This is a genomic window from Microtetraspora malaysiensis (genome assembly GCF_001528665.1).
Classification (GTDB): Bacteria; Actinomycetota; Actinomycetes; order Streptosporangiales; family Streptosporangiaceae; genus Microtetraspora_A; species Microtetraspora_A malaysiensis.
The window spans coordinates 21,050-47,591 of sequence record NZ_BBYJ01000041.1; the positions used below are offsets into that span (position 1 = coordinate 21,050).

A 26,542-nucleotide genomic window follows, 5' to 3' on the forward strand; every position below is an offset into this window, starting at 1 on the left:
CCGCGTGTGATCGGTACCGCGGCCCTCCCTGCGGACGGCCCCTCGGCTTCGCGGACCTTACAGCGCGGGAGCGTACGGTGGAGGGCTCCGCCGATTCGTCCGCCGGACGGGTGATCGGCGCTCCTCCGCCGGACGTATGCCTCGCACGCCCTGATTTGGGCGGGATGGGCCCCGAGCCGAGTGCGGCCCTGGCGGAAGCCGCGGTGCGCGCGAGCAGCCGGGCTTGTGTCGGTGACCTGAGCTCCGCGTCCGCCATGCCGACAGTGAGCACTCGCCTTGATCCTTCGGGAACCCGCCGCTAGCCTGCCCTGCTGATTCGGCGGATCGATTTCCGACAGGTGGAGCGAACGTGACGATGACGAAGACGATGGCCGGTCTGTCGGCGGCGGCGGCCGTCCTCGCCTGTGGCGCGGTGGTGAACGCCTCGCCCGCCGCGGCCTCCGGCGTACCGGCGGGGACGGCCGCGCTGCCGAAGTGTCCGCTGGTCTTCGGGCACGGCGGCTACCCCGAGGGGGCGAACGGCTGGGCGAAGGACCAGGTGCGCCAGCCGAACAACCTCCGGGGAGTGGACGACCAGAAGGCCTGGGGGGCCGACGGCGTCGAGGCCGACGTCCAGCTCACCAGGGAGGGGACGAAGGCGGTGATGTGGCACAACACCACCACCAACGGCCTCACCGGCGGCCAGCAGAAGATCACCGATATCTGGTGGGCGAGCGGCGCGGGGAACCTGAACAGCCGGCGCATCACCCGTGGTCCGTACAAGGGGGAGGGGGTGTATTCGCTGCGGCAGTGGCTGGACCACGTGCGGTCGCGGGGACTGATCGCGCTGCTGGAGATCAAGCCGGAGACGAAGAGCATCCTGAGCGATTCCCGGTACGCGGTGAAGGCGTGGAAGGAGATCTCGGACCCGATCAAGGAGCGGCAGGGCTCGCAACGGATCATGGTCTACTCGACCGACTCCTGGATTCAGGGGGAGCTGGCGAAGCGCCATCCCACGCTTCTCAAGGGGGCGGCCGCGCGGTGGACCGACAGCGTGCGATGGAACGAGCCCGCCCCCTCCTGGAGCGGCAACGCGTCCCAGTGGGCGGCCGTGCTCGGCCAGGCCCCGCAGAGCGTGATGACCAACTACACCAGGGAGTACCGGGCCTGGCTGCGAGGCAGGTGCCAGTAGCCGCGCGGGCCTGGCGTGCGGAGAGGGACGCGCGTCGCCACGCCGTCCGGTCAACCGTAAATCAGGTCAAAAATGGGTTCTTCTGGGACGTTAATCAATAAACAGTGCTATTGCCGCAGTTCTCGCACGCCGGTGGTCGGGTTTCGTGAATTTCCCCGAAAAGCCCTGCAAGGCTGACATCTTTGGATAACTGCCCATTAGGATCTTCTTGTTCGGTCCGTGCTCGATCGAGCGGGAGGAAGGACTGTGTCCGAGGAGCGGAGCCCGGCCGAAGCCGGGCAGGAACAGGCCCCGGCCGGCATCGACATCGCCAGGCCGAGCGTCGCGCGTGTCTACGACTTCATGCTCGGGGGCAAGGACAACTTCGCGTCCGACCGCAATGTGGCCGAGATGGCCCTCCAGATCGCGCCGGACGCCCCCCAGGCGGCCCGCGCGAACCGCGAGTTCCTGCGCCGGGTCGTCCGCCACCTGGCCGCCGAGGCTGGGGTACGGCAGTTCGTCGATATCGGCTCCGGCCTCCCGACGCAGGGCAACGTCCACGAGATCGCGCAGGAGGTCGACCCGGCCACTCGCGTGGTCTACGTGGACAACGACCCCATCGTCCTGGTGCACGGCCGGGCGCTGCTGGCCAGGAACGACACCACCATGGTCATCCAGGCCGACATCAGGCGGCCGGAGCAGATCATGGACCACCCGGACCTGCGGCGGCTCATCGACTTCTCCCAGCCGGTCGGCCTGCTGCTGTTCGGGATCCTGCACCACCTGAACGACGACGAGGCCCCCGAGGGCATCGCCGCCCGGCTCAGGGACGCCCTGCCCGCGGGCAGCTTCGTGGCGATCTCGCACTTCCACAACCCCGGGGACGCCCGTCCCGAGGTCGCCGAGCAGGCGGCCTCGGCCGAGAAGCTGTTCAACGAGAACCTCGGCACCGGCCGGTGGCGGACGCGCGAGGAGATCCTCGCCTACTTCGGGGACTTCGAGCTGCTCGACCCCGGCTTGGTCCCGCTGCCCGAGTGGCGGCCGGGCCCCGCTGACCAGGCCGCGCAGGGGATCACCTATCACACGTTCGCCGGGGGCGTCGCCCGCAAGCCGGACTGAGCGGACCGGGCCGGGGTGGCTCGTCAGGGGCTGTACGCCCTAAACGCGGCGGATGACCTTGGCCGGGTTGCCCACCGCGACGACCCCGGCCGGGATGTCCCTGGTGACGACCGCGCCCGCGCCGATCACGCTGTTATCGCCGATGGTGACGCCGGCGAGCACGATCACGCCGCCGCCGAGCCACACGTTGTCGCCGATCACGATCGGCTCGGCCGCCTCCAGCTTGGCGCGGCGCATGTCCGGATCGACGGGATGCGTCGGCGTGAGGAGCTGGACGTTCGGGCCGATCTGGACGTCCGCCCCGATCGTGATCGGAGCGACGTCCAGCGCGGTCAGACCGTAGTTGGCGAACGTGCCGGGGCCGATGGTGATGTGCGCCCCGTAGTCCACGTACAGCGGCGGCCGGATGTGGGCGTCCGGCGCGATCGAGCCGATCAGCTCCTCCAGGATGGGCCGCGCGGCGTCCGGGTCGGTGGCGTAGACCTCGCCGTACCGGTGCGCGAGGAGGATGGCCCGCTTCGACGCGGCGGCCAGATCGGGGTCGTCGGCGATGTAGAGGTCGCCCGCCAGCATCCGTTCCCGGTTCGTACGGCTGTCGCCCGCGAAGTAGTCGTGCACGCACACGACCGTAGCCGGAGCGCGGCCCCGCCCACCGCCCCGGGGCGATCTGTCCGCGTCACCGTGACGAGGATTCGAGGGCGCCGAGGCGGAGCCGCCGGAGGCGGGAGGGCTGCCGCGGGGGTCAGTTTCCGGCCGGGGCCTGCACCTGCGCGGACGCGTTCTTGATCTCTCTGAGCGCCCGTCCCAGGTCGCGGGACGACAGCCAGAGCTTGTACATGATCGCGGCCTCGAAGACGAGCAGGAGGGCCGCCGCGCCGACGGTGACCGGGACGATGAGCCCGAGCAGCGGGCCGATGATGAACACCGCCATCTGGAACTCGATGCCGCTGATCAGGTGGGTCCGCACCCGATGGTCGCGCAGCCATTCCCGGACGCCGATGTACCAGGAGAACCGGGTGCGGAACTCTTCCTGCAGGTCGACGACGTCCAGCGTGCGGAGCCTGATCTCGTCGGCGTCCAGGTCGGAATCGCGGTCGAGATCCAGAGCCGCGTCCAGGTCGGAGTCGTCATGGAGCAGCCGCTGGGGCAGGGCAGGCGATCCGCCGGCCGAGGCGGAGTCGTCGTACGCCTTCTTGAGGGTGCGGCGCATCTGCCGCCGGACCTTCGCGATCTGGAGCGCGTCGACGTAGCGCAGCATGTCGAGGAAGACGACCCCGATGCCGAGGAGCAGGTAGAGGTCCTCGCCGGTCGCCTGGTACTGCCCCCACATGAGGGCGATGGCGCAGACGAGCACGCGGATGCGGTCGAAGACGTAGTCGAGCCAGCCGCCCAGCACGGTTCCCGTGCCCTTGAGGCGGGCGATCTTGCCGTCCATGCAGTCGAGCACGAAGCTCAGGTGGTACAGCACGGCTCCGGCGAGCAGCCATGGCCGGTCCGCCGCCAGGAAGCAGCCGGCCGATCCCAGGCCGAGCAGGAAGGCGCCCCAGGTGATCTGGTTGGGGGTGATCGAGGTACGGTTCGCGGTCCCGACCACCAGGCGGCCCGCGAGGGGGTCCACCAGGAACACGGTCCACCACGCGTCCCGTGCCTTGTAGGTCTGTGACCGTACGTCGTCCAATGTGAACTTCATAGGGAAACCTCGTGATCTGTTCCCTCGGCCAGAACCGCTCCGGCAGGGACCGGCCGCGGCTCCGGAACGATGAAATGCCGATGAATTCGGTCAAGTCTCGTTTTGGTGCGATGAGGGATCATGGTGCGTGCAGGGGGATGGTGCGTGCAGGGGGATGGTGCGTGCAGGGATGGTGCGTTCTGTCGACCGCGATTGCTGACCGGCGAGTCGAGGCGTGCCCAGGGGATGTCGTCGGTGCCACTGTCGGTCGGTCGCGGTCCTGGATGAATTGGGAAATGTCAGAAATCGTCGTCCAAATCGTCCAGGTAGTCCGTGTCGTCCAGTTGTTCGTCCTGGTGGAGCGCGTGAACGTCGTCACCCAGGTGGGGATCGTCGTCGCCTCCGAACAATGCCGCTATTTGCTGAAAATTCATCGCAAGCATCCAACTCGGTCTCTTGGATGGCGTTTCATCTGACTCTTCGCCATCCATTCATTAGCTCACGGAATTTCGTCGCCCGCACGACGTTTCCGGTGAACGTCTCGCTTTTCGGGCGTACAGATGCGTCGATTGTCGCGCCCGCCTCGGAAAGAATCTGGAAATCCCCGAAATGGTGCGAAAAGTCGTGATGCGTTGTGGGGCGGGGTGAGGTGACGGGCTATCTCGGCATGGTCATGCTCGCGGGGCGTCCATCCATGGGGTCGGCCGTCCCTGAGCGGAGACCGCTGCGTGCCGGGTCGCCGCGCGGATTCGGGTGCGCGCGGCGTCGCCGGATTTCGCCGACGCGTCAGGGGAGCGGCCATCCGCAGGGGTCCCTTCTGTGGAGTGCTACACCCTGTACTCCGCCGGAAGGCCGATTCGCATTCACGCGGGGCTCGCGGACCGGGTCCGCCGCGGGCAGCTCGCTCAGCTCCGGAGCCATGATCGCTTGCGCGAGCCCTCCGCCGACACGACCATGTGGAGGTGGCGAAAGATCGGCAGATTCTGGCGTGCTCGGGAGTCTTGTATCCGCCTGACGGCCTCCCGCCGGAGCGGATCGGTTCGCAGATCTGGCAGGCGATGCGGCTTGCCGATGTGCGTCGGCCGCGGGTGTGTCTCATCGCCACGGCGGTCGGTGACTCCAGGGAGTACATCGACCGGTGGCATCAGCGCGCCGCCTCGGCGGGAGACGCTGATCTGTCACATCTGCAATTGTTCGTCCGGCCGAATGTGGACGACGTCCGCGCTCACCTGCTCGCCCAAGATGTGATCTTCGTATCCGGCGGAAGCGTGGTGAATCTGCTGGCCGTGTGGCGCGCGCACCGGCTGGATGAGATCTTGCGGGAGTGCTGGGAAGCCGGGGTGGTGCTGGCCGGGCAGAGCGCGGGGAGTCTGTGCTGGCATCTCGGCGGGGTCACCGATTCCTTCGGCGATGATCTCGACCGTGTGGACGACGGGCTGGGCTTCCTGCCGTTCAGCAACGGAGTCCATGACGACCTCGACGAGCAGCCGAGGCGCACCCGTTACCGCGAACTCGTCGGCCGCGGCGAACTCCCGCCGGGCCACGCGACCGAGGACGGCGTCGCTCTGCACTATGTGGGCACCCGGCTCCACGACGTGCTCGGCGTGCTTCCCGACCGGAGCGCATGGTTCGTCGAGCCGGACGGGGCAGGGCACTACCGCGAGAAGGCCCTTCCCGCCCGTTACTGGATCTCCTGACCTAAATCCGTCGCCTCCGACGTCAGTGGGCGGGGCACGGGTAGTCCGCGTGCCGATTGGGCGCGGCCAGACCGACGTGCCCGTCGTCCGAGGGCCGGAACGGCGCAGGTTCGCGGTCCCTTGGATCCGTCGGTCCTCCCTCAATCGGGGTCCGGGAAATTCGTTTGCCCCGTCATGCCTAGGACTCCTAGGCTGCAACCTATAAGACATCGCAAGTTCCGTGTGGCCGCGCATGGCCTGAGGGTGGTCCGGCGGAATGCCGGGCCCGCCGCCGCACGGCGTCCGCTTCGACGGGGAGTCGTGACATGCAGCCCATCAGTGACAAAGAGATCCGCGGATCCTTCGTGAACTGTTCCAAAGGTGACGCCCGCCGGGCCAACCTGCCCAGAGGGCTGTCGGATCTCCCCTGGGACGATCTCGACTTCCTCGGCTGGTGCGACCCCGGAGCGCCTGAGCGCGGCTACATCGTCGCCGAGCGGGACGGCGGGCTCGTCGGCGTGACATTGCGCCTCGCCCAGGACGTCCGCAGGAGCATCGCCAAGAGCACGATCTGCTCCATCTGCCTGACCGCACACTCCGGCACCGGTGTCGCCCTGTTCACCGCGCCCAGGGTCGGCGCGGCGGGCCGCCAGGGCAACACCGTCGGCACGTACATCTGCGCGGACCTCGCCTGCTCCCTGTACGTACGCGGCAAGAAGCGGGCGGACCTGGACACGTACGAGACGCTCACGGTCGAGGAGCGGGTCGTCCGCGCCGTCGGCAACCTGTCGGCCTTCCTGGACAAGGTCTTCGACGGCACCCCCAGCATCGCGACCTGAGCTCTGCTCGTCAGACGGCCTTGCGCCCTTTCCGCCTGAGCGGTGTGCGGCGAACGCACCCCGGTGACGGATAAGCAGGTGCTGTGCCGTACGTCGCGGTGACAGGATGCCCGGATGGATTCGATCCTGCGTGCGGCGGCTGACCTGTTGGGCACCGAACTGTCGGATCCGATCGATCTCGGCGGTAGCCGGCGCAGCACCGTGGTGCGCTGCCATACGGCCTCCAGAGGCAGTGTGATCGTCAAGGCGTTCTCGGGCGAGCCGGAGGGGCTGCGCTCCTTCGCGTCCGAGGCGGCCGGGCTCTCGCTGCGAATGGCCGGTCCCGAGCTGTTCGCGGTGGACACCGCGGTGCCGCTGTTGGTGATGGAGGATCTCGGGGACGCGCCGACGCTGGCGGACCTGTTGCTCGGGGACGATCCGGAAGCCGCGGCAGCGGGCCTGCTGGCCTGGGCGCGCGGACTTGGCCGGCTGGCCGCCGGATCGGTGCCGAAAAGGGCGGATCTCGCGCGACTGCGGGCCCGATATGACAAGGGCGTGCCGTCCTGGGAGGACGAACCATGGATAGAACAGAACTCGGCCGGGTTGCTCGACCTACTCGGCCAGACCTTGATCACAGTGCCGGAGGGACTGGCCGGGGAACTGGCGGAGATCGGGACGGTCGGCGCGGAATGTCCGGCGTTCACTCCGGGCGACACCTGCCCGGACAACAACCTGCTGACTCCGGACGGCCTCCGGCTTATTGACTTCGAGTTCGCCTGCTTTCAGTCGGTCTTTCTGACGGCCGCGTACTGCCGCATGCCGTTCTCCACCTGCTGGTGCGTCTACAGACTGCCGACCGGGTTGGCGGAGGAAATCGAGCATGCCTTCCGCGCGGAGGTCGTGAACGCGTACCCGGAACTGGCTGACGACGCGGTGTGGCAGGCCGGGGTGCGGCGCGCGGTCGCGGTCTGGACGGTCGACGCGACGGTGGCGCTGCTGCCGCGCACCCTGGAGGACGGGCCGCTTCACCCCACTCGCCGGCCGGTTCCCACGAGAAGGCAACTGCTGGAGCATCGCTGGGCGATGGCGAGCACGCTTGAGGAGTTTCCAGCGCTCGCTGCGACGATGCGAACGCTGTTGGGAGAGATCGCCGGCGGGTGGGGGACGCCCCCGCTGCAGGGATATCCCTCCTTCGGAGGCCTGGGCTCCGACGACCTTGTCCGGAAGCTTCGGAGCGATCGTCAAGACCTGAGAAGTACGTGATCGTCGGGACGTTCGACGAGCCTGCCGCCGATGAAGGGTCAGACCCTGGGCAGCTCTCAGCCAATCCGCACCCCTTGGGCTTGCTGACCATCTTGTAGGGCTTGAGCCGGCCCATGTTGCGCCGGCAGGGCCAGTGCTGCCGCGGCCTTGGCCATGAGTTTTGAACGCGCGAATACTCCTACGGGCTGATCTTGTTGAGCCTGTGAAGCCGACGATAGGTATCCGTGCTTTAGGTCCAATATGGCGTTGCTTTACGACGGCATCCCTTCATGATGCTCGCCGCCCAATTGGAGGACCACCTTCAGGAACTCCTCAACCGCTATGGCTGACCGGGACCGGATTTCCGGCCGAATTCGTCAATGAGGCAAGCAGGCTGCAAGCGGGCTTCCGCACAATGGCTGCCATGAACGTTCCTCCCAGCGGGCGCCTCAGCGTGCCACTCCGGCTCGCCGCCGGTGCGACCCTCGTGCTCCTGGCCGTCACCGGATGCGGTGCCGGCGCCGCCACGCCTCGGAACGACCAGTCCGTTCCGGAACGTGTGACCAGCGTGGCCACCGCCGAGACCACCCCGACCGCCGAGACCGCCCAGCCCGCGGAGAGCAGCGAACCGGCCACGACCACGACCGAGACGGCCGATCCGGCTCAGGCCCAGACGGCTGTGCAGCCGGGTGGGGCCCTCGCCGACGGCAGCACCGTCGCGGCCGAGCTCTCCAGGGCCGGGCAGCGGGACAAGTTCCCCCTGGACCTGGGTGACGCCAGGGAGTTCTACGTCACCGACATGGCGGGCGACGACATCCAGTTCCAGGTGTACTCCGAGGTCGACGGCCAGCCGGTCAGCCCGGCCGGCGTCGCGCTCAGCGCGGGCACGGCGGCCGTGAAGTTGACCAAGGCGGGCAAACACCGGCTGGAGATCTTCGGGAACACGAACGTCGTCGGGCCGTACAGCTTCCGGATCGCGACGGTGAAGATCCGCACGTTCCCGGCGACGATCGGCCTGAATATCGGCGAGGGCAGTCCGGCGGGCGCGGGGCGGCTGGACGTCCCGGGACGCATCGACCGCTTCGAGTTCGACGCGGACGGCGCGTCGGCCATCAAGATCCTCGGCGGGGCCGGGGCGTGCACGGCCATCGAGCTGGAGCTCACCGATGCCGCGGAGAAGAACATCGCCAGCCCGCGGCAGCCCTTCCCCCTCTGTGGATACGAGTTCGACATCCCGCTCTCCAACGGGGACGGCCGGTACGCGATCGTGGTCAGATCGGGTACGGCGAAGACCGGGCCCTACTCGTTCCAGATCACGCGGGCGGGTTGAGCGTCGCCCGGCGTTCGCTCGCAGGTCATGGGCCTGAGCCGGTCCGCGTCAGGACCGGCGCAGGCTCCCGCGATATTCAAGCCCGCCGGCACCCTCCTGGCCCACGAAGTCCAGCGTCGCCGGGTCCCGCAGCGTGAGGGTCATGTCCCCGCCCACACACTGATCCCGCTGTGCGCGGGTCAGGTCGAGGACGTTCCCGGCCCTGACCCGGGTCACCGTGACCTGCTGCTCGCATGTGCCGTCCCGCCACGTCCCCGTCGGCTGGTCACGGGGCAGGGTGAGCGTGACGTCGGCGGTCTCCTGCCGGTTGTCCTGCGAGACGACCTGGCCCGTCCACGTTCCGGCGAACGCCTCCGGGACTCCGCCTCCCGTCTGGGCCGAGGGCGGCGTCGACGACGCGGTGGACGCCGGTCGCCCCCCGGAGTCACCGTCGCTGCCGGCGCCGGTGGCGGTATCGGTGCCGCTTCCGGTGCTGGTGACCGTGTCTGTGCTGGTGCTGGTGCCGGTGTCGGTGCGGGTCCCCGGTCGCGCCGCGCCGCCGCCGGAGGAGCCGCCGATCGTCCCCGTGGCGTACAGCACCACCGCCGCCGCGAGCGCCGCGGTGATGCCGGTGACCGCGATCAATACGGCACGTGCCCGCCGGGGCGCCGTATCGGAACCGCCAAGTGGGCGGGTGGAGGCGGGGCCGGGCGGACTCTGGGGTTCGGACGGATCGATGGGAAGCGGTCTGGTCGGCGCGGGACCGGTCGCGACCGGAACCTGCTCCGCCGCGCCGCCCCAGTCGGCGGGAAGGTAGGCGGTCGGCACCGGCCCGACATCGGGGACCGTGACGGTCGAGGCTTCGGGGTCGACCAGGCGGATCATGAGCGCTCGGGCGGAGGGGCGTACCTCGGGATCCTTGGCCAGGCAGACGGCCAGGGTCTCCCGCAGCGGCGACGGAACGTCCGTGAGGTCGGGCTCCTCATTGAGGATCCGGCCGAAGACCGCGGCGACGGTGTCGTTGCCGAACGGCGCCCGCCCCGTGGCGGCGTAGACCATGGTCGCGGCCCAGGAGAACACGTCCGCCGCGGGCGATCCGTGCACGCCCTTGAGCTGCTCGGGAGCCATGTAGGGCGGGGTTCCGGACAGCGCCGACGGCATCGTGCTCGCGTCGAGCAACTGGGCGATGCCGAAATCGACCACCCGCGGGCCGTCCGGGCCGAGGAGTACGTTGGCCGGTTTGAAATCCCGATGGACGACTCGCACGCTGTGGATGGCGGTGAGCGCGGTAGCCGTGGCGATCACCAGGCGGTCGAGGTCGCCCCCGCGCAGAGGACCTTGGTCACGCAGCCGATCCTGCAGTGAGGGGCCTGCGATGAACTCGCTCACGACGTAAGGGGATGCCCCGTCGGTCTCCGCCGCCAGCACCCGGGCCGTGCAGAAGGGAGGTACCCGCAGCGCTGACTGCAGTTCTTTGGCCAACCGGCGGCGCGAGGCGGGGTCCGCGCTGCTGCGAAGCACTTTGATCGCCACCCGCTCTCCGGAGCGGCTCCAGCCTTCGTAGACGATCCCCTGCCCGCCCTCGCCCAGCCGCCCGACGACCTCGAAATCCCCCAGCACGCGCGGGTCTCCCGGCTCCAGCGGGCCAGCGGGCATCGGCTCCTCCATGCGCGGTGATCCCCTCACCCTAGCGATGCGCGACCCGGCCCACCATGGTCGTCTACCGGGGCGATCCATAAGAAGAGCCGTCCTGCCCGCAAGGGCGTCGGCGACGAGTCGTACGGCGAGTCGTACGGCGATGAGCGAGGCGGCGGACGGACGGCCCAGGCCGCTTCGCGATTGTGAGCAAGGACACATTCGCGTGCCGGGAAAGCGGGTCCGGAAGCGATGCTGAGATGTCCGCGGCCACCTCTGAGTGAGGGGCTGCCGAGCGAGGGCCGGTGCCCGGAGGGGGGTGGTCCCGGGATGTCGGCGCGCCTCTCCACGGCCCTCTCCGCGATCTCCGGAGGGTCGGTAAATGGCCTCTGACCAGCGCTTATGTGGTCTCCTCGCCAATATGATCAGAAACGCCACACCGCACGGCGGATCATCGCTTGAGGGAGACCGAGTGAACCGAACCATGCGCACGATCGACGACGTCCTGGATCTGCTCGACCGGCTGTTCGCACCCGGCGCGGACCGGTGGACGGGGAACGCGTCGTCCTGGTGGGACGACTTCTACGCCGATCGCGGGAAGCCGATCCCCTTCTTCGTGAGCAAGCCGGACGAGAGCCTGGTGTCCTCCATCGAGCGTGGGCTGCTCAAACCGGGGCGAGTGCTGGATCTCGGGTGCGGACCCGGCCGCAACGCCATCTACCTTGCCTCGATGGGCTTCGAGGTCGACGCCATCGACCTCTCACCGACGGCCGTGGCCTGGGCCGAGGAGCGCGCCGGGGAGGCGGGCGCCGAGATCCGCTTCCAGTGCGGCGACGCCTTCACCGCCGACCTGACACCCGGCGGATACGACCTGGTGTACGACTCCGGCTGTCTGCACCACCTGCCACCGCACCGCAGGGTGAGCTACCTGGCTCTGGTGGACCGGCTGCTGGTCCCCGGCGGGCATCTCGGTCTCACCTGCTTCGCGGCCGGGGCCATGGGTTCCGAACAGCCCGACGAAGAGTTCTACCGTGACGCTCATCTGCACGGCGGCCTCGCGTACACGCCGGACGAGGTGCGCTGGATCTTTTCCGACTACACCGAGGTCGAGATCCGCCGGATGGAGGAGCAGCCGGCCGACGCCCCCGTCTTCGGCGCTTCTTTCCTGCTGACCGCGGTGTTTCGCCGTCCCACGGGCGAGTGACGGGTAGTCGTTGACCGTGCGCCCGTCCTCCGGATCGATCGCCGGCATCGCTTTTTTCGCGAGGGAATGGCTGATGATCTGCGGATCCTGCGAGCGACGGGCCACGTCCGTGAACTTCCCGCCGGGCGTCCGCCGGTGCTGGCCGACGCCGTTCGTCGCCGGCGCCCGATCGCGGACCGTTCCGCCGCCTAGCCGATCGCCGGCCGGGTGCGACTGCGCGCGGGTGATCGGCCAGCGGCCGGAGGCGGTTCTTCGAGTTTTGTCCGAGGCGTCTGCCGGGCTGTGGCGATGATCCATGAGGAGACTCCGGAGTTCCTGCAGATCACCAGCCGTGAGGAGCTGTCACCCGACCTGCGACGGGAGTTGATCGAGTGCTGGGTCGCGGTGACCAACGCCGGAGGCGCGGCCGGTTTTCCCTTCCCGCCCGTCGATTTCGATCAGGTGGCTGTGGTCGCCGACCAGATCATCGCCGGCCTCGCTCCCCAACGGAGTCGATTGCTCCTGGCCTGCGTCGACGGGACGCTCGCCGGGTGGCTGAACGTGCGTCGCGACGCCAACCCGTTGATCGCTCATTGGGGCACGGTCCATCACGTCCAGACGCATACCGGTTTCCGTGGCAGGGGCATCGGGGCCGCGTTGATGCACCGCCTGCGCCGCCTCGCGTGCGACGAGATGGGGCTCGAACAGCTCCACCTCGCCGCCCGGGGTGGCGTAGGGCTCGAAGACTTCTATGGGCGGCTGGGCTGGAAAGAGATCGGCCGGTGGCCGGGTGCGCTCCGGCTCAAGCCTGGTGACGATCGCGACGAGATCCTGATGGTGCTTGAGCTCTGACCACGTGGGGATGCGCCGCCTTCGTGACGGCCGTGGGCCCGTGGAGCGGGTTCGCGGTCTACCCCGCCTGGGTGGCGGTCGCCGTGATCTCGGGCGCCGTGCTGATGCGACGCCGCGACGCGTGAGTAGTTGACAGGGATAGACCACGTGTTTGGTGGGCGATTCCGGGCGGTGCGCTGGTCCGGGGATTCACACGGTCTTGACGGCGCCTCCGTCGATGAGGTGGTCCGCCCCGACGATGCTGGCCGCGTTGGGGGACGCGAGATAGGTGACCAGCGCCGCCACCTCCCCGGGCTCGATCAGCCGGCCCGTCGCCATGCCCATCCACCCGGGTAGCTGCTCGATCAGCTGGTCCAGTTCCATGCCCATCGACGCGGCGAGCGCCGCGCCGTACCCGTTCTCGCTCTCCCACAGCGATGTGCGGACGGGGCCGGGGGAAATCGTGTTGACCCGCACGCCCTGCCGGCCGAACTCCTCGGCCAGTGCCTTCCCGAACGCCGTCAGGGCCGCCTTGGCCGTCGTGTAGGGGATCGGTCCCGCGTGCGGCGTGCGCGCGCTGTTCGAGGAGATGTTGATCACGCTTCCGCGGCGGCGGAGGAGGCTGGGTATGGCCGCCCGGGTCGCGCGTACCGCGCTCAGGAAGTTGAGGTCCCAGGCCTGCTGCCAGTGCTCCTCTCCGAAGCCCAGGAAGCCGCCCATCTGCCCATCGCCGCCGTCGCCTCCTCCAACGTTGTTGACAAGCACGTCGATGTCGCCCACCTCCGCCAGCGCCCGCTCGATCAGCCCGGCTGGCCCGTCGGGTACGGACAGGTCCACCGGCATGGTGATCGCGCCGGTCGCGTCCAGCTCGGGGGAGATGGTTCGCGCTCCGGCCACGACCCGCATGCCCTCGTCGGCCAGCGCCTTCACGACGGCGAGCCCCACGCCCCTGCTCGCGCCCGTCACCACGGCGGTCTTGCCGTTCAACTGCATGTCCATGAAGATCGTCCTCTCCAAATGGCGTCACTGAAGATGCGATGAACGTACTACTTGCAACAGAAATGACGCAAGTTGTCGCTCAGTTGCCATTCCGCGTTACTGTTTCGTGAGAAAGGGGGACGCACGTGGAACTGCAGGACCGCCCGCTCCGCGCGGACGCACAACGGACCGCACAGGCGATCCTTGAGGCCGCTGAGCGCACGCTCAGCAAGAACCCGGCGGCCTCGATGGAGGAGATCGCGGAGGCGGCCGGCGTCGCCAGGACCACGGTCCACCGCCGCTTCGCCAGCCGCGAGGCGCTGGTGGACGCGATGACCCGATGGGCGGCCCAGCAGTTCCACGCCGCCGTGCTGGCGGCCCGCCCCGACACCACGCCACCGCTGGTCGCGCTCTACCAGGTCACCGCGAACGTCCTGCAGGTCAAGATCGGATGGGAGTTCGCGATGAGCCGTCCGTCGTCCGATCCGGAGGTGGAACGCATCCACGCCGAGGTACGCGACGGGTGCGAGCGGCTGCTGACGCGGGCCCGCGACGCGGGGCTGCTCCGTGCCGACGTCGACCTGGACTGGGCGCGCCGTGCCTACTACGGGCTCATCCACGAGGCGACGCGGGGCGGAGCCGAGGGCGTCGACGGCACCGACGCGCTCGCCACGCGCGTCGTCGACACGCTCCTCCATGGCGTCGGGTCCGGCTCTTCCGGCCTGCGGAGCACATGATGACCGCCGTCAGCACCGGGCCGTCGGCGATGGACGGCGGATGACAGGCGGTGGTCAGTTCCGCTGGTGCCGTGGCAGCAGCGCGCTGGCCACCGCGATGACCAGGCTCAGCCCGGCCGCGATGAGGAAGACCCGGTCATAGCCGGCGGCCAGGGCGGCGACCGGGGAGCTGCCGCCGGCCTGCGCCGCGGCTGTGGCACCGGCGACTGTCGCGAGCACCGCCAGGCCGATCGACCCACCGACCTGATTGGACCATCAACCAGGCCATCCTCCGGCTGAGCTTGCGCCATCGGGCCCGTTCCGCGGCGCTGCTGCGCACCCTCCCCGTCCGACAGGCGCGCCAGCATCGTTGAGCTCACCGACAGCGGCAAGGCGCTGACCGACCAGGTCAAGCAGCTGTGGTGCGTCCTGGCGGAGGAAACCGTGACCGGCCTGCCCGCCCAGACCGTGGCCGATCTCCCCGGTGTCCTCAACGCCCTGACCGACAACGCCGACGCCAGGCGCGTCGCCGGCTGAACAGCCGCCGGGGCGGTGGGCGGGAGCCGGCTTGAAGCGCCCTCCTGCGCACCGCCCAGCGGTGGCAGCTCCCAAAGCTGCGATCGCATGCCGCCGAGCGAGATGAATTATCGCTTTGCGTCCGCCCCCGGTCGTGGCTAGCGTCTGCGAGCACGCGGAATGACGACGCCACCGGAGAAGATCACGTGACGCATCGAATCAGACTCGCCACGCAGCAGGATGCCCCGACTCTGGCCAGGGTCCAGAGGGCATCATGGCGTGCGGCCTTCCGCGGGCTTCTATCGGACGACTATCTGGATGCTCTCGACCATGAGGCGCTGGCGAAGACGTGGGAAGGCTTGCTGAGCCACTTCGGGGGCGCACGGGCAGGCACGTTGATCGCCGAACAGGCGGACCGCGTTGTTGGATACTCGCGCTTCTATCCCACCGACGACGAGGACGAAGACGACCCCGTACAGGTGGGCATGATCGGTTCGATCTACACTCTCCCCGATGTCTGGGGCACCGGTGTGGGTAGAGCGCTGATCACCACTGTCCTCGACGCGATGGCATCGGCTGGATATGCCGAGGCAACCCTGTGGGTCCTGGAAGGGAATACGCGAGCACGCTCCTTCTATGAGCGAAACGGCTGGCACCACGACGGCGCGATCGTCGTTGACCGCAGTGACGCCCTGCCGATCAAGAAGTTGCGCTACCGCAAGGCCCTGAACCGCTAGCCGACGCGGGCGCACGGTACCCGCTGGGCCGCGCATCGTCGGCGCGCTCCAGCCGGACGCCCAGCCCGATGACGGCCTGGCCGCGCTCCTTATCGTGCGTTGCGAAGCTTGAGAATGTACGTCGCAGTAAGCGCGACGGCACGGTCGTCGTCATGTGACAGATCTGCGAGGGCACGCGACGTCGTGGTTCCCGGGATATCCGCGAGCGCCTGTGTCAGCCGTCGACGTGCAGACGATTCAACGGTGCGGTGGGTGAGGCAGTCAACGAGCCTGGTGGCGATCTGCTCCGCCAACGCGGGATCACTCGCCAGCGCGCTCAGCGCATCGGCCGCATCGGCGTCGTTCGTCCCCTCGACGATCATGTCGATGAGCGTCGGGACCGCGTCGGCTACTCCACGTGCCCCGAGCGCCAGAGCCGCACACCTGCGGACCACGATGTCGGCGTTCGTGAGGGCGTGCTGCAGCAGCGCGGTCGCCTCACCGTTCGGAATCTCGGCGACGGCCTGGACGGCACGTTTCCGCACCGCGGCTACCGGTGAGCCGAGGCCCTCCGCCAGCAGGACCAATCCGCCGTCGCCCGATTGCGCCAGAGCCCATCGAAGGGCTCCGGCGACGTTCGGGTCCGTCTCGCTCAACGCTGCCTCGACCAGAGCTTCCACTGGCACCGGAACCTCTTCGACTGAGGACAGGGCCGCACGCTGGCGCTTCCCAGCGCTTTCCGACCCCAAGGCCTGGAGCAGTGCAACGGTCTGGAGGACGTCCTCCCAGTCGGAGGGTTCCGCGGCACCGATTCGACGGAGTCGGGTGAGCAGCTCCGTCTCACTCGCGATGCGTTTTCGCGTCTGGCGGATGAGGTCGTCGATGAGCTCCGAGGGCGTGAAGCCGGGATCATCCAGCGCGCGCCCGACTTCACGCAGCGACAGCCCCAATGACCGCAGGCTCTCGATATGGAAGATTCGCCGGATGTCCTCGCTGGCGTACTCTCGATAGCCCGCCTCGGTACGCCCCGTCGGCCGCACCAGGCCGAGCGACTCGTAATGCCTGAGCATGCGGGCGCTGACCCCGGACCGTCGTGCCACATCACCGATCAACACTGCGTTCACCCCTCCTTGCTGGTCGTGCCGAGGGCGACGATGCGCTTCGCCTCCTCGATCGCGAACTCGAATCCGGCATCCGGGTCGCGCAACAGCCGTTCCGTGGCGATCGCGTGCTGACGCACGCGAGGGGCGGGATCCGTCATCGCGGCGCGCAGGGTCGGCAGGATCACCGTACCGAGCGCGACCAGCGCCCGGCTGAGGCTCAACTGCGTCTCACGCTCGCCGCGCCCGAGCTGTGTCGCCAACACTCCGGCCAACTCGGGTTCTGCACCTTCGGGCACGAGTGCGACCGCGGTGCGCCAGGCGCTCCGTGCGACCTCGTCGTCGGCGTCGGTCAGAAGCGCCTGTGTGATCGCCGGCCACGCCTGCCGATCCCCGATCTTGGACAGCGTGTGCAACGCCTGGCTTCGTGCCTGCGCACGCGCCGAGCGGAGTTCATCGATGAGCTTCGGGACCGTCATTGATGACGAGTGGCGGGTGAGTGCCCACGTAAGCATGTCGCGCACGTAGAAGTCGGGCTCGATCGCGCATCGTTCGATGAGCTTGTCGATGAATCGCGGGTCTGGGGTCGTGCCGACCGCCAGCGTTGCCTGCAGCCGCTCCGACGAACTGCTGCTCTCCAGCCCCTGGAGAGCTCGCATCGTGTTCGTGTCCTCTTTCGGCATGGTCATCGGGGCCACCTCCTTGGCTGCAGTGAAGACCTTGTCACCGTGTCAAGGTCAAGCGGGACCACGCCGTGACCCCGGACGTCGATCGGATCGGCCAAGAGGGACGACGTCCGGCGAAGCTCGCCGCCCACCCATCACATGCGAGCCGTCGCTATGACACCGTGCGCGCATGGCGCCACATGGTGAGGCCAAGGGCGATGCTCCACAAGGGCATCACGATGGAGGCGAGCAGCCCGTACAGCAGGACACCCGGGAAGAGTTCGGACTGGAAGAGCAGCGCGACGGCGGCCAGGAAGCTGGTGGCACCGACGAGCAGGCCGGTCCAGGCCAGCCAGGACGAGTAGCCGTCGCGGCGCAGGGCGGGCGCGAGCAGCATCAGCGGGATGGCCCACAGGATGGCGATCGAGACGAGGGAGGTGCCGCGCAGCATGGTGAAGGCGGTCTGCGCGACGCGTTCGATGTAGGGCTGGTCGGCTGGTGCGGCGGTTGCGTAGGCGTGGGCGAGGTCCTGGCCGGTGACCCCGTCGATGGTGAAATCGGTGATGAAGACGGCCGCGCCGACCAGGACGGCGGCCAGTGCGAGGCGGCCGAGCACGACGGCGATCGGGTGCGTGAACGTGCGGGCCAGGTTGAGGATGCCGGCGGTCCACAGCAGGACGCCGAGCACGGTGCCGAGGTGGACGCCGGCGTAGAACGCGTGATGGGTGATGAAGTGCAGCGCGGCGGCCGGGTCGGCGGCGGGCAGGTCGCCGTAGGCGAACCGGAAGCCTGCGATCATCAGTGCGCCGATGATGATCGTGAGGGCGCCGAGGCGGAGTGTGGGCTTACGGGTCTCGATAAGGGCCGTCGACATCATCGTCGGTTCGCCTCCTTGGGGCGATGGGGTGTCTGGATCCGATGCCAGTAGCTTGGCGGCCGGGCCCCATCACGTCGCCGGTCCGGAGGCGGCACCCCACTTACGTGTTCCGCCGTATGCGCGAGCATCCGCATACGCAGCAGAACGTAGGCGTCAACCGGCGCGCTGCAGGCGGACCAGGCCGGAAGATTCGTGAGTGACGCAGGTCACTCGGCTTGCCCGTCACAACCGTGAGGTGGGCTGCATCCCGTGTGTGAGCTGCTTGCACAACAGGAGGCGCACATGAGGGTCGTGGTAGTGGGAGCCGGCTACGCGGGGACGATCGCGGCGAATCGGCTGGCCAGGAAGGTGAAGGAAGCGGAGATTACGGTGATCAATCCCCGTTCGGACTTCGTCGAGCGGGTGCGGCTGCACGAGCAGATCGCCGGGACCGGAGCCGCGGCGACCCCGCTGACGTCGATGCTGAGCGAAGGGGTCGCATGGCGGATGGGCACCGTCGACAAGATCGGCGACGACCAGGTCATTCTCGGCGACGGGGCGAGTCTCGGCTTCGACTACCTGTTCCTCGCGGTGGGCAGCACGGTCGCACCGCTGCCGGGCACCGTTCCGGTGGGGACTTGGGAGGGCGCGGAGGAGGCGCGGGCAGCGCTGGCCGAGCTGCCCGGCGGGAGGGCGGTCACCGTCATCGGTGGCGGGCTGACGGGCATCGAGACGGCATCCGAGATCGCCTTCGGCCGACCCGACCTCCGCGTGCGGATCGTGGGACAGACGATCGCCGCGAGCCTGTCGGCAGGAGGGCAGAAGCGTGTGCGCACCGGCCTGGACCGCTTGAACGTGGAGGTCGTGGAGGACTCCGTCACGCAGATTGACCCTGGCGCCGGGGAAGGAGGAGGTGACATGGTGCGTCTGAACTCGCGCCCGCAGTTCACCTCCGACCTCACGCTGTGGGCGATCATCGGGAGCGTGCCCGACCTGGCCGCCCGCAGCGGACTTGAGGTGGACGCCGACGGGCGTGCGGTGGTCGACGAGCACCTGCGCAGCGTGACCGACCCGCGGATCTTCGTGGTCGGAGACTGCGCGGCGGTTCCCGGCTCTCGAGCGTCCTGCGCGACGGCCATGCCTCAGGGCGTACATGCAGCGGATACGCTGGCGCGGATGATCCAAGGCCGTGAGCCCAAGCCTTACTCCATGGGGTACATCGGGCAGGCGGTGAGCCTGGGCCGGCGCGACGGGCTGCTGCAGGTCAGCCGCAGGAACGACACCGTGCGGCGGCTCTACTTCGCTGGGCGCACCGCGGCTGTGGCCAAGGAACGAGTCTGTCGCTACGCGAGGTTCGGCGCCCGCACCGCCACCTACGCCTGGCTGTGGGGCTCGAAGTGACCGAGCAGCGGGACCCTGCGGACGAGTTCACCACGCACAGGGCCCTGCTGTTCTCGATCGCCTATGAGATCACCGGGTCGGTGGCCGACGCCGAAGACGTCCTGCAGGACAGCTACCTGCGGTGGCAGTCGGCGAACCACACCTCGGTGGAGAACGCGCGGGCCTATCTGGCGCAGATCGTCACCCGGCAGGCGCTCGGCGTACTGCGGTCGGCAGTCCGCCGCCGGGAGCAGTACGTGGGGCCGTGGCTGCCCGAGCCGCTGGTGACCGACGCTGCCGGCGACGCACCCGACGGCATCGATCACGTGCTCACCGGCGACGCCGTGACCACCGCGATGCTGCTGGTTCTGGAGGCCCTGACCCCCACCCAGCGCGCGGTGTTCGTGTTGCGCGAGGTGTTCGGCTTCGACTACGCGGAGATCGCCGCCGCGGTGGGCAAGTCCGAGGCCGCGGTACGGCAGCTGAACCAGCGCGCCCGCAACAGCGTGCGCGCGAGGCGACACACCGCGGTCGCCACCCCTGCTGAGGCACGGCCGGTCGCCGAGCGGTTCATGGCGGCGGCCGCGACCGGTGACGTCCAGGGCCTCATGGACCTGCTCGCACCCGATGTGGTGTTCCTTGCTGACAGCGGCGGGGTCGTGAACGCGGCTCGGCGCCCCGTGGTCGGGCCAGACAAGGTGGCCAGGCTGCTTCTCGGCCTCCTGGCCAAGGGCGCCCGCATGGGCGAACTCGACGTCCGCATCGACACCTACAACGGGATGCACTCCCTCGTGGTGCTCCTCGACGGAGAACTCGATCAGGTGACCTCAGTCGAGATCCGCGGCGGTGTCGTGACGGCCGTCTACTGCGTCCGCAACCCGGAGAAGCTCACGGCGGTCAAGGTGTGACCCGCGCGCCTTGTCGTCTCCGACGGCCTCGGGCACGCGAGCATCGCGATCACCTCTGCTGGGGCAACGGAAGCGGGTGGCTCCCAGGGTGGCTCCCAACGAGGGGAAGGAGACCGGATGATCCGGGAAAACAAGAAGGTCCCTGGAGGCGTAATGCCTGCTCAGGGACCTTCTTTGTCTGGCGCGGCCGGGAGGACCCCGGTCAGCCCGCCGTTCGCGGTGGGTGTGTGATCGCGGGTCGCCGCCACGGCCACTGGCCCTCCAGCTCGACCTCAAGGGAGAAGCTCAGGAACGTCCGCACCAGCACGATCACCGCGAGCACCCCCACGCCGGCGAACGTTGGCGAGACCGCGACCGTACGGATGATGTCACCGGCGACCAGAAACTCCAGTCCGAGCAGGATGGCCCGGCCCAGGCTCTGGCGGTACAGCCGGTACGCGTCCGAGAACTCCTTGCCGCGGTGGAGCAGCCGACGTATGAACACACCCGTGGCGATCAAGGCACCACACACGATGACGGCCACTCCAGCGACGTCCACCGCCGCGCCCACCGTCTCAACCGTGGTCGCAAGCTCCATGACGGCTCCCCTGTTCGAGCTCGCACTTGGCACCTTGTCGTGCGCTCGGTGAGGCAAACGTTATGGCCGGACCGCTGACCGCTGTCGACCGGCTCGCCGTGGACAGAGAACGCGATCGGCGGGCCGCCAGCGGGCGGACACTGTTAGACGTTGCGCCCGCCGAGTCGTTCCTCACTCTTCCTGCGGGGCCATGAGGTCTTGTCCGCGGATGTGCGGGGACTGGGCAAGCTTGACGCTGCCATAGAAGATCAGGCCCACGCCGAGCAGTTCGAGCACGATCCAGCCGCCCAGGCGGATGCTCTCGCCGAAGAGCGCGACACCGAGGCCGATGCTCGTCACGGGGTCGGTGACGTTGAGCGTCGGCTGAACGACGACGAGGCTGCCGCTCTGCAGGGCGGTTTGCAGCACGAAGACGCTGAATATGCCTGCGGCGACCATGGCGTAGACCGGCCAGGTGGTCAGCACAGCGGCCTTTTCTGTGTCGAAGAGGCGGGTGCTCTCCTTCATCAGCGCGGCGGTGACGGCGAACCCCAGACCGGAGGTGATGCCGAGCAGCGCCGCACGGTGCGAGCCGCGCCTGATCTTGGCCATCCCGATCAGGAACGCAGCGATGCCCCCGCAGACGATCGCGGCGATCACCCAATCCCGGGCGGTCGGGGCCCGGCGCCCTCCTCCCGGGCTGGCGGAGGCGAGCAGGAGCGCCAGCCCGAGGGTCACGGAGATGATGGCCATCCACAGGTTCCGGTCCAGTTTGATCCCGAACCTGAGCCAGATGATGAGCATGGTGAACGGCAGCTCCATGATGAGGAGCGGCTGTACCAGGGAGAGCATGCCGAAGTTCAGCGCACTCGCCTGGAAGAGGAAGCCGCCGATCATGGCGCCGATGCCGCCCAGCCAGACCGGTCTGCGCATCATGTCCCACAGCAACGACAGCTTGAACGCCTCGCTCTGTGGGGCGGTCCGTGCCGCCCGGCGCTGCAGTACGGAGGAGAGGGCGTTACAGGCCGCCGCGCACACGGCCAGGATCACCGTGAGCACCGAGCTCACCCGGCCTTCCGGCCCAAGGCCGCCTGCTGTTCGTCGGTGGAGGTCATAGGGCTTCGCACATGCTCCGGCGGTCTCGTGGCGCTCGTCATCTCGAGCATCTGGTGAACGCGCTGGTGGGGGCAAACACCCCACGCCGCGTGCGGGCATAGCCGGGACCCGCCTTTGCGCCCTCCCCGCGCGGCTTAGCCAAGCAGCGATATCCATAGCAAGATCGGAGATGTCCGCAGTCGTCCACCGCTGATAAAAAAGCCTGTTCAGAGGCGGTATTCGGCTTCCGAGATTCCAACGCTGTCCATCGTCGTCCAAGGCTGTTGTTAGCACCGGCGTTAGCGAGATCCCTAGATGGGGGAGCCTTCCGGCCTGCACTGCCCGCACCGTGGATTGGAACCTGTCTCCCGCATCCGGATAAGTACGGCTGTGACATCCACTCCACACGAGGAGCCGGCCCTAACCGGCCTGACGCTCCACATGGCGGCACCCGTTCGGCCGCGAAGATCCGACCATACGCGTGATGCAGACCTGGCGGAGGGTTCAGCGGTGGCCGACATGCCGGTACGAGCGGTCGCGCGAGCGCCGTTTCGGGCGGACGTATCAGGACCGGTCTGGGCAGAGGTTCCGGCGGCCTGTGAAGCGCCGGTCCCGATAGAGGACTCGGCGGTCATCGAAGCGTCGCTGGGCGAGCCGGAGCGTTTCGCCGAGCTATTCGACCGGCATGCCGCGGTACTGCACCGCTACGTCGTCCGGCGCCTCGGCCCTGACCAGGCGGAGGACGTGGTGGCCGAGACGTTCACCAGGGCGTTCGAGCAGCGGCACAAGTACGCCTTCAACCGTTCCGACGCCTTGCCGTGGCTGTACGGCATCACCACGAACATCATTGGCAGCCACCGCAGAGCGGAAGTACGTGGATACCGGGCGCTTGCCCGAACCGGCGAGGACCCCGTGGCGGTGGCCTTCGACGAGCAGGTGGCCGCCCGGGTCTCCGCTTCGGCGAACCGCGGACGGCTCGCGGCCGCTCTGGCCAAGCTGGGTCGAGGCGAGCGCGACGTACTGCTGCTGATCGCCTGGGGTGACCTCAGCTACGAGGAGACGGCGCAGGCGCTTGGTGTGCCCATCGGCACCGTGCGGTCCCGGCTGTCCCGCGCCCGCCGCAAGGTCGTCCACGCGCTGGGCGGCAGCAACCCGACCGATGTGATCGAGGAGGCATGATGAACGATTTGGACATGGTCCGCGACCTGCGGTCGCAGGTTCGGCAGAGCGAAGAAAGCGATCTTCGCGGCGCTCGACGGCGGGTGCTGGCCTCGATGGCTCGGGAGTCACGGGGCCGTCGGCTCCCTCGGATAGTGGTGCGCGTGGCCGCCGTCGGCATCCTCGGCGTCACGATCACGGCCGGCGTCATGGTGGTGCAGACCCCCCGTACGGATGGCCAGGGGAAGGGAGCCGCCAGTGCTCCGGCGTGGCTGCCCGTGGCGAACGTGGAGACCCTGGCCAAGCGCGCGACGGCAGCGGCGGCGCGCCAGACGGACGTCTACCCGCGAGCCGATCAGTGGGTCTACGTCAAAAGGGACTTCTACTCATCACCCAAGATGCTGCCCGAGTCAGTCGTGCCGCCGGTCGGAGGAGGCAAGACAGGCTCGCGGTACACGGCCGAAATGTGGACTCGGGGGGACGGCAAGGAAAGGGCCCAGCGGAACGAAGGCAGCAAGACGATCACGAGGCGCCAAGGCGGGGAAGATCCCCGTCTGCGGTTCGACCCCGCCTACCTGCGTTCGCTGCCCTTGGAGCCGTCCGCTTTGCTGGAACGCCTGAAAAGGGACACGGCGGGTGTGATTCCCCTGCCCGAGATGCGGGCGGTGTCCCATCAGGTCCTGATGATCCTTCAGGAAGGCGCTCCGGCGGCTCGCCTGCGCGCTGCTCTCTACACCGTCCTCTCGCAGTTGGACGACGTCGGCGTGGAGGAGGTGCGCGATCTGTTGGGCAGAGAAGGCGTGGGAATCTACACGGACGACGACGAGGGGATACGCCAGGAAGTCATCATCGACCCGAACACCTACGTCCTGCTCGGGGGGCGCCGGGTCTATGTCGGCGGATCGGAGTCGCAGTCCCCGTATAGCAAGTTGCCAAAGGGCGAGGTGGTCTTCTCGGTGGCTCAGGTGACCGCCGGAATCGTGGACAACGCGGGGGGCGTCCCGTAACCGAGGCGGTGGCCGGTGCCTGTGACAGGGGCAGAGGCACCGGTCGCCACCGATCAGCCAAAGTAATCCTTAATAGGACTCCAGTTCTGTTAATGAGAACGATAGGGGATGTAGCACTTAATGGCAACTGAGTTCCGTTAATCCTGCGGGTGGAGGGCGGGGGCGATCCGCCAGTCACGCTGGAAGACGAGGTTGTGCAGGTCGGCGGCGGCGATGGCGCGCATCACGGGGACGAGCTCGGCCGCCTGTTCCGCGTCGGCGACGTTGAGCGGCCACTCCCCGAGGGTGGCGCCGCGCAGATGCGGATGGTGGAACGTGGCGCCGTAGTGGGCGGTCAAAGTGATCGGGGCGATGCCCGCCTCGCGCTGCCGCGGCCACGACAACCGCCAGGCGGCGAAGCTGCCGCCTTGGAGGTCCCGGCGCGTTCCGGTGGCCTGCAGTGTGCCCGTACCAAGCAGGAGGTACTGGTCGAACTCGGCGAGAACCCGGCGGGCGGGCGCGTCGAGCAGGCGGACGGCCCGCTCGAACGCGGCTTCCTTGCCGCGCCGGGTGATCTCGCCGGCGTGGGCACCGTCGCGCAGGTCGCTGAAGTGGCGGACGAGGGCTTCCAAGGGAGCGGGCGGGGCGCCGTGCCCGCCGGTGCTCATGGTGCTCATGGCAGGCCCTTCCGGCTGATGGCTCGGGCTATGTGGTCGAGAACGGGGCTGTCCTGGCGGAGCACGTCTCCGTGCACGGCCCCCGGCGGGTGCAGCAGGCGCACCGGAACCCCGTCGCGGCGGAGCCGGCGCGCGTAGGAGTCGACGTCGTCGTGTACCGGGTCGTGGGCGCCTACGGCGAGGACAGCGGGTGCCAGGCCTGCCAAGGACGGCGCCTCCCAGGGCGTCGAATACACCCGGGTGCCGTCCTCGTCGTAGATGGCGGGCTCGCCGTCGCCGCGCCAGGCCCGCCAGGCTTGCCGCAGCAGGGCGGCCTGCGGGAACGCCTGGGGACTCCGGTGGTAGGACGGGCTGCTGCACGTGGGGTCGAGCGGTGGGTAGGCCAGGACCTGCGCCGTCAGCGGCAGGCCGCGCTCTCGCGCGACCAGGGCGGCGCAGGCGGCGAGCGTACCGCCGGCGCTGTCGCCGCCTACTGCGAGCGGTGCCCCCGCCGCCTGCCCGGCGGTCCAGTAAAGCGCCGTGAGAACGTCATGCACGGCTCGGGGGTGGCGGTGCCGCGGCACGAGCCGATAGTCGACGCTGATTACCGTCCAGCCGGAGCGTTCGGCCAGGGTCGCCGTGGCGTGGTGCCACTCGGCGGCCGAACCGTGCCGCCAACTGCCGCCGTGCGCCCAGACCAGGAAGCCGGCCGGGGGGTCGTCGGCCGGGGCCGGCCGGTAGATCTGGACCGGAACGGGATCCGGCCCGGGAAGGATGAGGCGGGACCACTGCGGGGCGCCGCTCCCGCCACGGGCCGGCATCGATATGGCCAGGCTCATAGCTGACGCAGAGCTCCTCCGTCGATGGCCCACTCGGCGCCGGTGACCTGTGCGGCCCAGGGTGACAGGAGATAGGCGATGACGCCGGCCACCTCATCGGGGGTGCCGACGCGTCCGGTCGGCAGGCGGCGCTCGACGCGGATGAAGTGTTCGACGGCGTCCGCGGGCGGCAGGTCGAACCGCTCGGCGAGTTGTTCGGCGAAGCCGCCAGGGGCGTCGAAGAGCGCGGTGCGTGTGGGGCCGGGGGAGACGACGTTGGAGCGCACCCCGGCCGGTCCAAAGGCCGCGGACAGGGATTTCGACACTGACAGCAGCGCCGCCTTGGACGCGGCGTAGTCGGCGATGGTCACGTCGGGCAGGCGGGCCGCCTCGCTGGCGACATGAACGATGCTGCCTCCCCCCGGGTTCTTCTCCAGGATCGGCAGCACCGCGCGGGTGAGCCGGACGGCCGAGTGGAGGTTGAGCTCGAAGGTGGTGTGCCACTGATCGTCGTCGATGTCCGCGAAGGTGGGGCGGGAGGTGAGGGTGGCCGCGTTGTTGACCAGGCCGTCCAGCCTGCCGTGACGAGCCAGGATCTGTGAGACGGCGTAGGCCGCCGTGGCGGGGTCGGTGAGGTCGGCGCGGATGAACTGCGTGGTGGGCGGCAGCGTGGGGGTGGCCGAGCTGCCGCGGGCGAGCGCCACGACGCGGGCTCCCTCCGCGGCGAGCAGGTGAGTGGTCGCCAGACCGATCCCGCTGGTCGCGCCCGTCACGAGAATCACCTTGCCGGAGAGCTGAAGATCCAT

The 26,542-nt window shown here is 68.9% G+C and carries 28 protein-coding genes; 15 read left to right on the forward strand and 13 right to left on the reverse strand.

Annotated elements, in window-relative coordinates; translation table 11 throughout:
- The first annotated feature begins 355 nt into the window (after nucleotides 1-355).
- Together AWQ71_RS37450 and AWQ71_RS37455 are read left to right on the forward strand one after the other, a co-directional pair.
- Complete coding sequence (locus AWQ71_RS37450; protein ID WP_245658926.1) at nucleotides 356-1,171, forward strand: glycerophosphodiester phosphodiesterase; 816 nt, start codon at nucleotides 356-358, stop codon at nucleotides 1,169-1,171.
- A 246-nt stretch (nucleotides 1,172-1,417) separates the two neighbouring features.
- Nucleotides 1,418-2,269, forward strand: a complete 852-nt coding sequence (locus AWQ71_RS37455) for an SAM-dependent methyltransferase (RefSeq protein ID WP_067143426.1) — start codon at nucleotides 1,418-1,420, stop codon at nucleotides 2,267-2,269.
- 39 nt (nucleotides 2,270-2,308) lie between these two features.
- On the opposite strand, the gene AWQ71_RS37460 is transcribed toward AWQ71_RS37455, so the two are convergent.
- Nucleotides 2,309-2,842 (reverse strand): sugar O-acetyltransferase, encoded by a 534-nt coding sequence (locus tag AWQ71_RS37460; protein ID WP_174550791.1) that lies wholly within the window; start codon nucleotides 2,840-2,842, stop codon nucleotides 2,309-2,311.
- 169 nt (nucleotides 2,843-3,011) lie between these two features.
- Nucleotides 3,012-3,959 carry a CDP-alcohol phosphatidyltransferase family protein gene (locus AWQ71_RS37465; protein ID WP_067143432.1) on the reverse strand — a complete coding sequence of 316 codons (948 nt, stop codon included), beginning with the start codon at nucleotides 3,957-3,959 and terminating at the stop codon, nucleotides 3,012-3,014.
- Between the two features lie 11 nt (nucleotides 3,960-3,970).
- On the opposite strand from AWQ71_RS37465, the gene AWQ71_RS42340 reads away from it, so the two are divergent.
- From AWQ71_RS42340 to AWQ71_RS37485, 5 genes are all read left to right on the forward strand, one after another.
- The gene (locus AWQ71_RS42340; RefSeq protein WP_157570812.1) at nucleotides 3,971-4,414 is read left to right on the forward strand and encodes a hypothetical protein; all 444 of its coding nucleotides are present in this window, start codon (nucleotides 3,971-3,973) and stop codon (nucleotides 4,412-4,414) included.
- Nucleotides 4,415-4,900: 486 nt separating this feature from the next.
- Entirely contained in the window at nucleotides 4,901-5,635 is a 735-nt protein-coding gene (locus AWQ71_RS37470) for a Type 1 glutamine amidotransferase-like domain-containing protein (RefSeq protein ID WP_067143519.1), read from the forward strand.
- A 305-nt stretch (nucleotides 5,636-5,940) separates the two neighbouring features.
- Nucleotides 5,941-6,453 (forward strand): FBP domain-containing protein, encoded by a 513-nt coding sequence (locus AWQ71_RS37475; RefSeq protein ID WP_067143435.1) that lies wholly within the window; start codon nucleotides 5,941-5,943, stop codon nucleotides 6,451-6,453.
- Between the two features lie 114 nt (nucleotides 6,454-6,567).
- The gene (locus AWQ71_RS37480) at nucleotides 6,568-7,695 is read left to right on the forward strand and encodes a hypothetical protein (protein WP_067143438.1); all 1,128 of its coding nucleotides are present in this window, start codon (nucleotides 6,568-6,570) and stop codon (nucleotides 7,693-7,695) included.
- 403 nt (nucleotides 7,696-8,098) lie between these two features.
- Nucleotides 8,099-9,004 (forward strand): hypothetical protein, encoded by a 906-nt coding sequence (locus AWQ71_RS37485; RefSeq protein ID WP_157570813.1) that lies wholly within the window; start codon nucleotides 8,099-8,101, stop codon nucleotides 9,002-9,004.
- Between the two features lie 48 nt (nucleotides 9,005-9,052).
- Here AWQ71_RS37485 and AWQ71_RS37490 read toward each other — a convergent pair whose 3' ends face one another.
- On the reverse strand, nucleotides 9,053-10,639 hold the full coding sequence (locus AWQ71_RS37490) for a serine/threonine-protein kinase (protein WP_169806723.1): 1,587 nt from the start codon (nucleotides 10,637-10,639) through the stop codon (nucleotides 9,053-9,055).
- Nucleotides 10,640-11,090: 451 nt separating this feature from the next.
- Here AWQ71_RS37490 and AWQ71_RS37495 point away from each other — a divergent pair, with 451 nt between their 5' ends.
- Nucleotides 11,091-11,822: a class I SAM-dependent methyltransferase gene (locus AWQ71_RS37495; protein WP_067143449.1), complete on the forward strand. Its 732-nt coding sequence runs from the start codon at nucleotides 11,091-11,093 to the stop codon at nucleotides 11,820-11,822.
- A gap of 288 nt (nucleotides 11,823-12,110) precedes the next feature.
- A complete protein-coding gene (locus tag AWQ71_RS37500; protein WP_067143522.1) occupies nucleotides 12,111-12,653 on the forward strand; it encodes a GNAT family N-acetyltransferase in 543 nt (180 codons plus the stop codon).
- A gap of 189 nt (nucleotides 12,654-12,842) precedes the next feature.
- Here AWQ71_RS37500 and AWQ71_RS37505 read toward each other — a convergent pair whose 3' ends face one another.
- A complete protein-coding gene (locus AWQ71_RS37505) occupies nucleotides 12,843-13,631 on the reverse strand; it encodes an SDR family NAD(P)-dependent oxidoreductase (RefSeq protein WP_067143451.1) in 789 nt (262 codons plus the stop codon).
- Between the two features lie 125 nt (nucleotides 13,632-13,756).
- Between AWQ71_RS37505 and AWQ71_RS37510 the strand changes: the two genes are divergently transcribed.
- The gene (locus AWQ71_RS37510) at nucleotides 13,757-14,347 is read left to right on the forward strand and encodes a TetR/AcrR family transcriptional regulator (RefSeq protein ID WP_067143454.1); all 591 of its coding nucleotides are present in this window, start codon (nucleotides 13,757-13,759) and stop codon (nucleotides 14,345-14,347) included.
- A gap of 54 nt (nucleotides 14,348-14,401) precedes the next feature.
- Here the strand turns inward: AWQ71_RS37510 and AWQ71_RS42345 are convergent, their stop codons facing one another.
- Nucleotides 14,402-14,566, reverse strand: a complete 165-nt coding sequence (locus tag AWQ71_RS42345; protein WP_174550789.1) for a hypothetical protein — start codon at nucleotides 14,564-14,566, stop codon at nucleotides 14,402-14,404.
- A gap of 482 nt (nucleotides 14,567-15,048) precedes the next feature.
- Between AWQ71_RS42345 and AWQ71_RS37520 the strand changes: the two genes are divergently transcribed.
- Nucleotides 15,049-15,579, forward strand: coding sequence for a GNAT family N-acetyltransferase (locus AWQ71_RS37520; protein ID WP_067143457.1), 531 nt, complete (start codon nucleotides 15,049-15,051; stop codon nucleotides 15,577-15,579).
- Nucleotides 15,580-15,668: 89 nt separating this feature from the next.
- On the opposite strand, the gene AWQ71_RS37525 is transcribed toward AWQ71_RS37520, so the two are convergent.
- The 3 genes from AWQ71_RS37525 to AWQ71_RS37535 all read right to left on the reverse strand — a co-directional run bounded on the left by AWQ71_RS37525 (nucleotide 15,669) and on the right by AWQ71_RS37535 (nucleotide 18,197).
- A complete protein-coding gene (locus AWQ71_RS37525) occupies nucleotides 15,669-16,682 on the reverse strand; it encodes a MerR family transcriptional regulator (RefSeq protein ID WP_369407238.1) in 1,014 nt (337 codons plus the stop codon).
- Nucleotides 16,679-17,347, reverse strand: coding sequence for a HEAT repeat domain-containing protein (locus tag AWQ71_RS37530; protein ID WP_067143463.1), 669 nt, complete (start codon nucleotides 17,345-17,347; stop codon nucleotides 16,679-16,681). The genes AWQ71_RS37525 and AWQ71_RS37530 overlap by 4 nt, the downstream gene beginning before the upstream one ends.
- 148 nt (nucleotides 17,348-17,495) lie before the next feature.
- The gene (locus tag AWQ71_RS37535; protein ID WP_157570814.1) at nucleotides 17,496-18,197 is read right to left on the reverse strand and encodes a hypothetical protein; all 702 of its coding nucleotides are present in this window, start codon (nucleotides 18,195-18,197) and stop codon (nucleotides 17,496-17,498) included.
- Nucleotides 18,198-18,482: 285 nt separating this feature from the next.
- Between AWQ71_RS37535 and AWQ71_RS37540 the strand changes: the two genes are divergently transcribed.
- Together AWQ71_RS37540 and AWQ71_RS37545 are read left to right on the forward strand one after the other, a co-directional pair.
- Nucleotides 18,483-19,580 (forward strand): NAD(P)/FAD-dependent oxidoreductase, encoded by a 1,098-nt coding sequence (locus AWQ71_RS37540; protein WP_067143469.1) that lies wholly within the window; start codon nucleotides 18,483-18,485, stop codon nucleotides 19,578-19,580.
- Nucleotides 19,577-20,467 (forward strand): RNA polymerase sigma-70 factor, encoded by an 891-nt coding sequence (locus AWQ71_RS37545; protein ID WP_067143528.1) that lies wholly within the window; start codon nucleotides 19,577-19,579, stop codon nucleotides 20,465-20,467. Before AWQ71_RS37540 ends, AWQ71_RS37545 begins: the two co-directional genes overlap by 4 nt.
- A gap of 202 nt (nucleotides 20,468-20,669) precedes the next feature.
- Here the strand turns inward: AWQ71_RS37545 and AWQ71_RS37550 are convergent, their stop codons facing one another.
- Nucleotides 20,670-21,044: a DUF1622 domain-containing protein gene (locus tag AWQ71_RS37550; protein WP_067143472.1), complete on the reverse strand. Its 375-nt coding sequence runs from the start codon at nucleotides 21,042-21,044 to the stop codon at nucleotides 20,670-20,672.
- A gap of 171 nt (nucleotides 21,045-21,215) precedes the next feature.
- Nucleotides 21,216-22,091 carry a DMT family transporter gene (locus tag AWQ71_RS37555; protein WP_084259731.1) on the reverse strand — a complete coding sequence of 292 codons (876 nt, stop codon included), beginning with the start codon at nucleotides 22,089-22,091 and terminating at the stop codon, nucleotides 21,216-21,218.
- Nucleotides 22,092-22,637: 546 nt separating this feature from the next.
- Here AWQ71_RS37555 and AWQ71_RS37560 point away from each other — a divergent pair.
- Together AWQ71_RS37560 and AWQ71_RS37565 are read left to right on the forward strand one after the other, a co-directional pair.
- Entirely contained in the window at nucleotides 22,638-23,297 is a 660-nt protein-coding gene (locus AWQ71_RS37560) for an RNA polymerase sigma factor (RefSeq protein ID WP_084259736.1), read from the forward strand.
- A complete protein-coding gene (locus AWQ71_RS37565) occupies nucleotides 23,297-24,283 on the forward strand; it encodes a CU044_5270 family protein (RefSeq protein ID WP_067143475.1) in 987 nt (328 codons plus the stop codon). The genes AWQ71_RS37560 and AWQ71_RS37565 overlap by 1 nt, the downstream gene beginning before the upstream one ends.
- Before the next feature lie 137 nt (nucleotides 24,284-24,420).
- On the opposite strand, the gene AWQ71_RS37570 is transcribed toward AWQ71_RS37565, so the two are convergent.
- From AWQ71_RS37570 to AWQ71_RS37580, 3 genes are read right to left on the reverse strand one after another with little or no spacing between them, the layout of a single operon-like run.
- The gene (locus AWQ71_RS37570) at nucleotides 24,421-24,939 is read right to left on the reverse strand and encodes a hypothetical protein (RefSeq protein ID WP_067143477.1); all 519 of its coding nucleotides are present in this window, start codon (nucleotides 24,937-24,939) and stop codon (nucleotides 24,421-24,423) included.
- Nucleotides 24,936-25,757 (reverse strand): alpha/beta hydrolase, encoded by an 822-nt coding sequence (locus tag AWQ71_RS37575; protein ID WP_218002129.1) that lies wholly within the window; start codon nucleotides 25,755-25,757, stop codon nucleotides 24,936-24,938. The genes AWQ71_RS37570 and AWQ71_RS37575 overlap by 4 nt, the downstream gene beginning before the upstream one ends.
- Nucleotides 25,754-26,542 (reverse strand): SDR family NAD(P)-dependent oxidoreductase, encoded by a 789-nt coding sequence (locus AWQ71_RS37580; protein ID WP_067143482.1) that lies wholly within the window; start codon nucleotides 26,540-26,542, stop codon nucleotides 25,754-25,756. Before AWQ71_RS37580 ends, AWQ71_RS37575 begins: the two co-directional genes overlap by 4 nt.